The organism is Streptomyces sp. NPDC034111 (assembly GCF_055575375.1).
In genome coordinates this window covers 58,141-65,780 of record NZ_JBVIST010000030.1, presented here as the reverse complement: position 1 = coordinate 65,780, position 7,640 = coordinate 58,141, and the positions used below count along the sequence as shown (strand labels likewise).

The 7,640-nt window shown below is 71.5% G+C and carries 9 protein-coding genes; 5 read left to right on the top strand and 4 right to left on the bottom strand.

Annotated features, from left to right (window positions below):
- Nucleotides 1-91: 91 nt before the first annotated feature.
- From ACZ55A_RS36060 to ACZ55A_RS36045, 4 genes are all read right to left on the bottom strand, one after another.
- A complete protein-coding gene (locus ACZ55A_RS36060; protein ID WP_468849184.1) occupies nucleotides 92-1,423 on the bottom strand; it encodes an LCP family protein in 1,332 nt (443 codons plus the stop codon).
- 324 nt (nucleotides 1,424-1,747) lie between these two features.
- Nucleotides 1,748-1,942, bottom strand: a complete 195-nt coding sequence (locus ACZ55A_RS36055) for a hypothetical protein (protein WP_468849177.1) — start codon at nucleotides 1,940-1,942, stop codon at nucleotides 1,748-1,750.
- Between the two features lie 314 nt (nucleotides 1,943-2,256).
- On the bottom strand, nucleotides 2,257-3,222 hold the full coding sequence (locus tag ACZ55A_RS36050) for a M56 family metallopeptidase (protein ID WP_468849175.1): 966 nt from the start codon (nucleotides 3,220-3,222) through the stop codon (nucleotides 2,257-2,259).
- Between the two features lie 3 nt (nucleotides 3,223-3,225).
- The gene (locus ACZ55A_RS36045) at nucleotides 3,226-3,795 is read right to left on the bottom strand and encodes a BlaI/MecI/CopY family transcriptional regulator (RefSeq protein ID WP_468849173.1); all 570 of its coding nucleotides are present in this window, start codon (nucleotides 3,793-3,795) and stop codon (nucleotides 3,226-3,228) included.
- A 197-nt stretch (nucleotides 3,796-3,992) separates the two neighbouring features.
- Here ACZ55A_RS36045 and ACZ55A_RS36040 point away from each other — a divergent pair, with 197 nt between their 5' ends.
- From ACZ55A_RS36040 to ACZ55A_RS36020, 5 genes are all read left to right on the top strand, one after another.
- Nucleotides 3,993-4,568, top strand: a complete 576-nt coding sequence (locus ACZ55A_RS36040; RefSeq protein WP_468849171.1) for a TerD family protein — start codon at nucleotides 3,993-3,995, stop codon at nucleotides 4,566-4,568.
- Between the two features lie 321 nt (nucleotides 4,569-4,889).
- Nucleotides 4,890-5,129 carry a hypothetical protein gene (locus ACZ55A_RS36035; RefSeq protein ID WP_468849170.1) on the top strand — a complete coding sequence of 80 codons (240 nt, stop codon included), beginning with the start codon at nucleotides 4,890-4,892 and terminating at the stop codon, nucleotides 5,127-5,129.
- Complete coding sequence (locus ACZ55A_RS36030; RefSeq protein WP_468849168.1) at nucleotides 5,126-6,112, top strand: acyl-CoA desaturase; 987 nt, start codon at nucleotides 5,126-5,128, stop codon at nucleotides 6,110-6,112. Before ACZ55A_RS36035 ends, ACZ55A_RS36030 begins: the two co-directional genes overlap by 4 nt.
- Complete coding sequence (locus ACZ55A_RS36025) at nucleotides 6,109-6,543, top strand: DUF5994 family protein (RefSeq protein ID WP_468849166.1); 435 nt, start codon at nucleotides 6,109-6,111, stop codon at nucleotides 6,541-6,543. The genes ACZ55A_RS36030 and ACZ55A_RS36025 overlap by 4 nt, the downstream gene beginning before the upstream one ends.
- 484 nt (nucleotides 6,544-7,027) lie before the next feature.
- On the top strand, nucleotides 7,028-7,558 hold the full coding sequence (locus tag ACZ55A_RS36020) for a DUF6344 domain-containing protein (protein WP_468849165.1): 531 nt from the start codon (nucleotides 7,028-7,030) through the stop codon (nucleotides 7,556-7,558).
- The last annotated feature ends 82 nt before the right edge of the window (nucleotides 7,559-7,640 follow it).

Below are 7,640 nucleotides of genomic sequence, written 5' to 3'. Positions count from 1 at the left end.
CTACGAGGACGACCCTCCGCCTTGCGATGCACCGCACCAGACGCCGCGGGCCCCGCCCTACGGGCGGACGACGGGACTTTGCGGACACCCCCTAGCCCGCCGTCTCCGCCGGGAAGTCCGGCCCGATCGTCAAGGTCAGCGCGCCCGGTGCCGCGGCGGCCGACTCCGTCGCCTTCGTACCGGGCAGGCGGGCGGCGAGCACCGCGCTCTGAGGCTTGAGGGCGGCGGGATAGCTGATCGTGGTCTTGTCCGTCGCGGGGGCATTGCCGGTGGCGATGACCGTGAAGCCGAGTTTCCGCAGCTGCTCGGCGGCGGAGGCGGCCCGGCCGGCGACTCCGGTGCCGTTGAGGACGCGGACCTGGACCGAGCGCGCGGTGATCGGATTCTTGGCGGCCTCGGCGAACTTCTTCTTCCCCGCGGCGCCGATCTCGCGGTCATGGGCGAGATCGCTGAACAGCTCGGCGGCCTGCGGGTATTGCCAGACCACATTGGCCTTGTCGGTGGGGACGTCGGCCCGGCGGTAGTAATTGGGGACGGTGAGGAAGGTCAGCCGGTCGGAGGGGATGTCCTTGACGGTCGAGGCCAGGTCGTAGAGCGGCTTCAGCCCGGCCAGGTCCTTGTCGGTCTTGATCGACTTGGTGGCCGAGTCCAGGAAGTCGTAGAGCTCGCCGGGGCTGGTGAGCTTGTCCTGGGCCTTCTTGCCCAGCGCCTTCATGAACTCCTGCTGGCGCCCGATCCGCCCCAGGTCGGATCCGTCGCCCACGCTGTAGCGGGTGCGGACGTAGCCGAGCGCCTTCTCGTCCCGGACGTTCTGGCAGCCCGCCTCCATGTCGAGGTGGGCCTTCTTGTCATGGATGGCGTGCTTGGGGCAGACCTCTATGCCGCCCAGGGCGTTGACCATGCCCTTGAAGCCCTGGAAGTCGACCGAGGTGAAGTGGTCGATACGCAGCCCGGTGTTCTGCTCGATGGTCTTGATGGCGCAGGAGGCGGCCTTCCTGATGCTGCCGGTGTCGCCGCCGATCGAGTACGCCTCGTTGATCTTGAAGTGGTGCGGGGTCGACTTGGAGCCGTTGCCGCGGACGCAGGCCGGGATCTGCACCCAGGAATCACGGGGGAAGGACACCGCGGTGGCCCACTCGTGGTTGGCGGCGATATGCAGCACCATCAGCGTGTCCGACTGCATCGTGGTCAGACCCTTGCCGTACTTGGCGTTGGCGCCGGCGCGGCTGTCGGAGCCGACGACCAGGATGTTCTTGGAGCCGGGGCTGAGATTGGCCGGGCGCTTGCCGTCCACGCTGATGTCCGCGCCCTGGATATTGGAGTCGAGGTGCTGATACACCCACGCTCCGACGCCGGCCGTGGCGAGCAGCAGGACGCCGAGGACGCCACCGCTCCAGGCGACGATGCGCCCGCGGCGGGTCATCCGTACACCGCCCTGCTTGCCCGCTCTGCGGGAGCCGCCGGCTCTGCGTGCGGAGCCGGAGGGCTTGCGGCGGGAGGTGTTCCCGTCGCTGCGTGAGGTGTCGCCACGGGAGCCGCCGGTACGGGACGAGCCGGGTGCGCCGTCCCCTCGGGCCGTCTGCTGGTGCGTCTGCCTGTCATGCACGCCGATGGCCCTTCTGGTCCTTCTGTTCCCGCTGATGCGGGTCATGCGAGTGGTGGGGGTGAGGTGGTGCGGGGGAGGGGCCGGTTTCACGTGAAACGGCGCCCGGGGGCTGCGCGAGTCGTGGCACGCGGAGACGGTGCGTCAGATGCCCGTACTGGGCAGCAGCCAGATGGACTCGGGGTCGTAGCGGTGCCACTGCGGGCCCGCCCCGCCGGGCAGGGTGCGCAGCCGGCACCACAGCTCGCCCGCCGCGTCCGTCCACCAGGCGCTGATCCGTCCCAACTCCCAGTTGCCGTCCGGGTATTGGACCTCCACCGGCTGATAGACCCATCGCACCTCCGCTTCTGGAGGCGGGCAGTCCCAGCTCAGGAGTCCGCACCTCGTCGCCATCTCCCCCTCCGGCCGCGCCCGTTGCGCATATGTGGCGCGATTCTACCGGCAAGTTCTACAGAGTTGTAGAAGTTGTCGGTTGCCGGCCCGCTCACCCCACGGTGTGCGGTGCATGCCCCGGTGGGGCCAGGGATCAGTGTGCCGGTAGAGGCGGCTCGCTGCCCCGGGAACGACGAACCGGGCGCAGAGGGAGCGGGTGGACAGGGCAGGAGGCGGCCGGAATGGCCGGAGTCGGGGGAATCGCCCCGAATCGGCGGGCCTCAGAGCGGGGTTGCCGCCTTGAGGACGAGGAAGAGCGCCACCGCCGCATTGAGGGCGGAGAGCGCGGAGGCGGCCGTGCCCGCGGCGGCGATCAGGGCCGCCAGCCCCGCCGGGGTCAGCGCCGGCGGCCAGTGCCGGGCCGGCGGTACGGGCCCGAGCAGCGCCGCCACCCGGCGCGGTATCGGCCCCGGCTCGGGCGCCGCGAACTGCGCCGCCTCCGGATGGGGCGCGGGCCGCGCGATCAGCGCCGCCTTGCCCACCGCACGGGCGGTCAGCCGCCGGTCGCCCACCGCCCGCGCCGCCTCCTCGTCCGCCCAGCGCTCGGTGGCGAAGGCGACCGCCGAACGCAGCGGCAGCAGCAGCGGGTTGACGCAGCCGGCCAGGCGTACGGCGAGCAGAAAGCGGTGGTGGTGGCAGGTCAGATGCGCGCGCTCATGGGCGAAGAGGGCGCGCCGCTCGTCCTCGTCCAGGCTGCGCAGCATGCCGCGGGAGACCGCGATCCGGCCGGGCCTGGCGGGGCGGCCGGGGCGGGCCGGTGTCCCGGGCACGGCGTAGGCGTAGGGATCGTCGTCCGGCAGCACGGCCGGATCGGCGCCGGGCGGCAGTACGGCCAGCGCGCGGTGGGTGCGGGCACGGATACGGCGGTGCCGGCGCAGCGCCGCGCCGCACACCACGAGCGCCGCGGCCAGCAGCGGGATCGCGGCGGCGCCGGCGACCTCGGCGAACGGGACCGCGGCCCGCACGCGCGGGACCGACCAGCCGTCGGGGAGCGGATTGCCGGGCAGTTGGGCGGTGCCGACGACCATCAGCAGTGCCAGGCAGAGCGTGCTGCATGTGCCGAGGACCGCGGCGAGCAGGGTCAGCAGGCGCGTACTGGCGCGTGGGTGGAGGTGCTGCTCCGCGAGCCGGGCGATCGGCAGTGCGGTGAGCGGCAGGACGAGCGGCAGGAACACGAAGACGCCCACCGGTCAGCCTCCGTGTGCTTCGTCCGACGGGTGGTGGTCAACGGGGTCGGCGGCGGGCGCGGGGTCCGGGCGTGTGGTGGAGTCCGAGTGCGCGGCGGGACCGTTGCCGGTGGCGGGATCGTCGTCGTCCGCGGCCCGGTCGAGGAGGGTGCGCAGCAGCTGTTCGTCATGCGCCGAGAGCGCCGAGACGAAGCTGGTCAACACGGCGTCCCGGTCCGGTTCGCCGTCCAGGACGCGGCGCATCCGCAGCGCGGCGAGCCCGGCCTCGTCGGCGGCCGGGGCCCACAGATAGGCGCGTCCGGACCGCTCGCGGGTGACGGCGTGCTTGGCGTGCAACCGGGACAGAATGGTCATCACGGTGGTGTACGCGAGGTCGCCGCCGAGCCGTTCCTGGACCCACGCCGCGGTGGCAGGACCCGGGGCGTGGTGCAGCGCGGTCAGCACCTGGGCCTCCAGCTGACCCTGTCCGCGCCGGCGGGTGCGCTCGCGCCCGCCCAGGTCGCCCCGTCTCGGCTTCGCTCGACCGGGGGCGCCCCCAGCGCCCGGCGCCTTGCCGAAGGGCGTGCCGCCCATGCCGTCGCCTCCCATCACGCCGGGTGCCCCGTCGTCCGGGACGTCGGCATCTTACTGAGTGACCGGCTGCCAAGTGGCCTGATCAGAACGGTCCCCGCCGCCCTTGTTGCCGGGTGCGCCGGACGCGCCGCCCTAACTTCTACACTCCTGTAGATTTTCGCCCGACCCCGGAACGCAGGCAACACCTGGAGGAAGCCATGGGAGTCTCGCTGGCCAAGGGCGGCAACGTCTCTTTGTCCAAGGAAGCGCCCGGACTGACCGCGGTCACGGTCGGCCTCGGCTGGGACGTACGGACCACGACCGGCGCCGACTACGACCTGGACGCCAGCGCGCTGCTGTGTACCGAGGCGGGCAAGGTCGCCTCGGACGCGCACTTCGTCTTCTACAACAACCTCACCAGCCCCGACGGCTCGGTGCATCACACCGGCGACAACCTGACCGGCGAGGGCGAGGGGGACGATGAGTCCCTCAAGGTGACGCTCTCCGACGTGCCCGCCGAGATCGCGAAGATCGTCTTCCCGGTCTCCATCCACGACGCGGAGAGCCGGGGGCAGAGTTTCGGCCAGGTCCGTAACGCCTTCATCCGCGTCGTCAATCAGGCGGACGGGGCCGAGCTGGCCCGCTACGACCTGAGCGAGGACGCCTCGACCGAGACCGCGATGGTCTTCGGTGAGCTCTACCGGCACGGCGCGGAGTGGAAGTTCCGCGCGGTCGGCCAGGGCTACGCGTCCGGCCTGGCGGGCATCGCCGCGGACTTCGGCGTCAACGTCTGACGGGTGCCGAGGAGGGGCGTGCGCCATTGAGCACGGTGGGGGGCGGGGCCGAGGCCGCGCCCCTTTCCTCTCGCCCGCTCCTGTGAACCGTGAACCGTGCCGCGAACCGTGAAATCTACAGCCCTGTAGAAGTTGCTGAGTCGAGCCCCTGTCGAGCTCCCACCAGAAGGCCCGGTGGGTGTCGCGCGGTGGCGCACAGTGTGCAGGCAGGGGCCGTAATCACCCATAACGGGATTTACCGGGCTGGGCGGGGTTACCGTGGAATGACCGGAGCACCGCGGGGATGCCGGTGATACCGAGGGATGCGGCGAGGTGAGCGCCATGCAGACTCTGTTGACCGTTCTCGTGCTGCTGGCGCTGGTCGCGCTGGGGGCGCTGTTCATCGCCCGGGTCAATGCCCAGCAGGCCGGACGGACGACCACCCACCGCTATGCGCAGTGGATGCAGACGATGCGGCAGCGGAAGAACAAGCGGACGCCCGGAGGCGCCGACGCCGGCTCGGGATCCCCTATGGGCGGTGACCCGCCGCCGCCCTCCAGCGAGGCGAGGAACGACCTGTGACCTCGACCGCCCGCAGCATCCCGTCCGCACAGGACTACGACGGGACCTCGCCGTTCCCCGACAACGGCGCGGAAGGCCCGCCGAACGGCGGCCGGCGGATGTACGTCACGATCACCGGCATCATCGTCGTCGCCCCGTTCGTCGGCCTGGCCGTCGCCATCCCCCTCCTCTGGGGCAGCGTCGTCCGCCCGACCGACCTCATCCTCCTGGCCGTCTTCTACGTCATCACCGGCCTGGGCGTCACCATCGGCTTCCACCGCGGACTCACCCACCGCAGCTACACCGCCACCCCCGCGCTGCGGATCGTGCTCGCCCTCGCCGGTTCGCTCAGCTTCCAGGGCGATGTCATCGACTGGGTCGCCACCCACCGCCGCCACCACGCCTACACCGACCGCCCCGGCGATCCGCACTCCCCCTACCGCTACGGCACCAGCCTGCGCGGCCAACTGCGCGGACTCGTCCACTCACACATCGGCTGGCTCTTCGGCAACGACCCCACCTCGCACCGGCACTTTGCGCCCGATCTGCTCGCCGACCGCGGGATCCGCGCCGTGGACCGGGCCTTTCCCGCGCTCTGTCTGCTCACCCTCGGCCTGCCCTTCGCGCTGGGCTGGGCGCTCGGCGGCACCTTGGTCACGGCGCTGACCGCCCTGCTGTGGGCCGGGTTCATCCGGATCGCGCTGCTGCACCACGTCACCTGGAGCGTGAACTCGCTCTGCCATGTCATCGGTGAGCGGCCGTTCCGCACCCGGCGTCATGACCGGGCGACCAATCTCTGGCCGCTGGCGCTGCTCTCCTTCGGCGAGAGCTGGCACAACACGCACCATGCCGACCCGACCTGCGCCCGGCACGGCGTGGACCGCGGTCAGCTCGACATCTCGGCCGCGGTCATCCGGCTCTTCGAACGCCTCGGCTGGGTCTGGGACGTCCACTGGCCCGACCCCGAGCGGATGGCGGCCCGCCGCACCAGGAGCACCGCATGACCACCGACTCCGGGGACCGTGCCCACCCCGCACCCCACCAGCACCACGCCCCGCCCCTCGTCGCCCGCCTCGCCATCGCCCCGCCCACCGATATCGTGCGGCACATCGACGGCGTCTGGTGGCCGCACTCGACCGATCTGCTGGCCGAACTCCCCGAGCTGCTGAACGCGTTGCCCTTCGACTGGCCGCGGATCACCCACGCCACGGTGAACGGTGCGGCCTGGCCCGCCCTGCCCACCCACACCCTCGTCGGCGGCCATGTCGTCCGCCTCCGCAGAACCACCGGTCGCCCCGGCCCGGACACCATCTGCCTGGTCTCTCCGGGCCACGGCCGCTGGGATCTCCTGATCATCCCGCCCGAGACCCCCGAACCCGAGGCCGTCCGCATCATGACGGAGATGGCCCGCACGGGGCAGCCGACCCCGGCCTGACCCGGTCATCGTCGAAGAGCCGGACTCCCGACCGAACTGGCAAGCATCCAGGGCGGTTTCACGTGAAACGGCGCCACTGCATGCGCCGGGGGAAGCCCCTGCGCCGGAGGAAGCCCTACGACGTCGGCGACGGCCATAACCCGGGAATCCGCCGCGCGCATCTGCCGGCACGTCGTCCCGCGCGCCCGACATGGCCTCGTCCGACCGGTCATCCCGGCCCGGACCCGGCGCCGACCTGCTGCTCCACGGCCCTGGCTACTGCGTACGAGTGGTGTTCATCAGAAGAACGCCGATCCGGGGGCGTCGGTCCGTGAATCCTCCCATTGCGTACTCATCATAAGAAAACGCAACAGAAGCGGCGCAACGTAAGCGATGCGAACGAAGCCCCGCAACTGAGGCGGTGCAACGGAAGTACTCGCACCACAGCAGGACGGAACAACGAAGCAACGGATCTCGGGGAGATCCTGACCGAAAGCGAGGGACCATGGCTGCGACCAAGGTCATGAAGTTCTGGGCGGTGTGCCTTGCCATGCTGGGCAAGCTGCTGGCATCACTCGGTGTCTCCGCGCCGGCGTCAGCCGCGCGCCGCGAGGCCGCACTGTACGAGCGGACCCTGGGCAACGGGAACGCGGGCACCGACGCCCCGGGCGTCGAGGTGCCCAAGGCGGTGCCCGGCGCCGATCCGGACCATGAGCGGGACGCGGGGACATGCACGGTGCCCGCTGCCCGTGCCGTCCCCAAGGTGCCCGCACCGCGCGCCGTACCGCCGATCGGCCACGTCTGGCCCGCTCGCCGGTCGTTCGCCCGGCCGGAGCTGCCGCCGACGATCAAGCAGCGCATCAGCGCCGAGGCACACGGCACCTCGCCCGGCCTGCGCAGCCGCGTCACCCGCAGAGTGGAGCCGCTGTCCACCACCGCCGCGCACACCGGCACCGACACCGACGCGGATGCGGACGCGCGTGCCGCGGTCATCCCGGCGGCCCGCAGCCGTGCTCACACCGCCCGTACCGCGTGAACCGGGCGGCAGCAGTAAGCAGACACGGCGCAATGGGCTACGCAGAAGCGATGGCCGACACAGCGGCTGTGACAGACGGAGA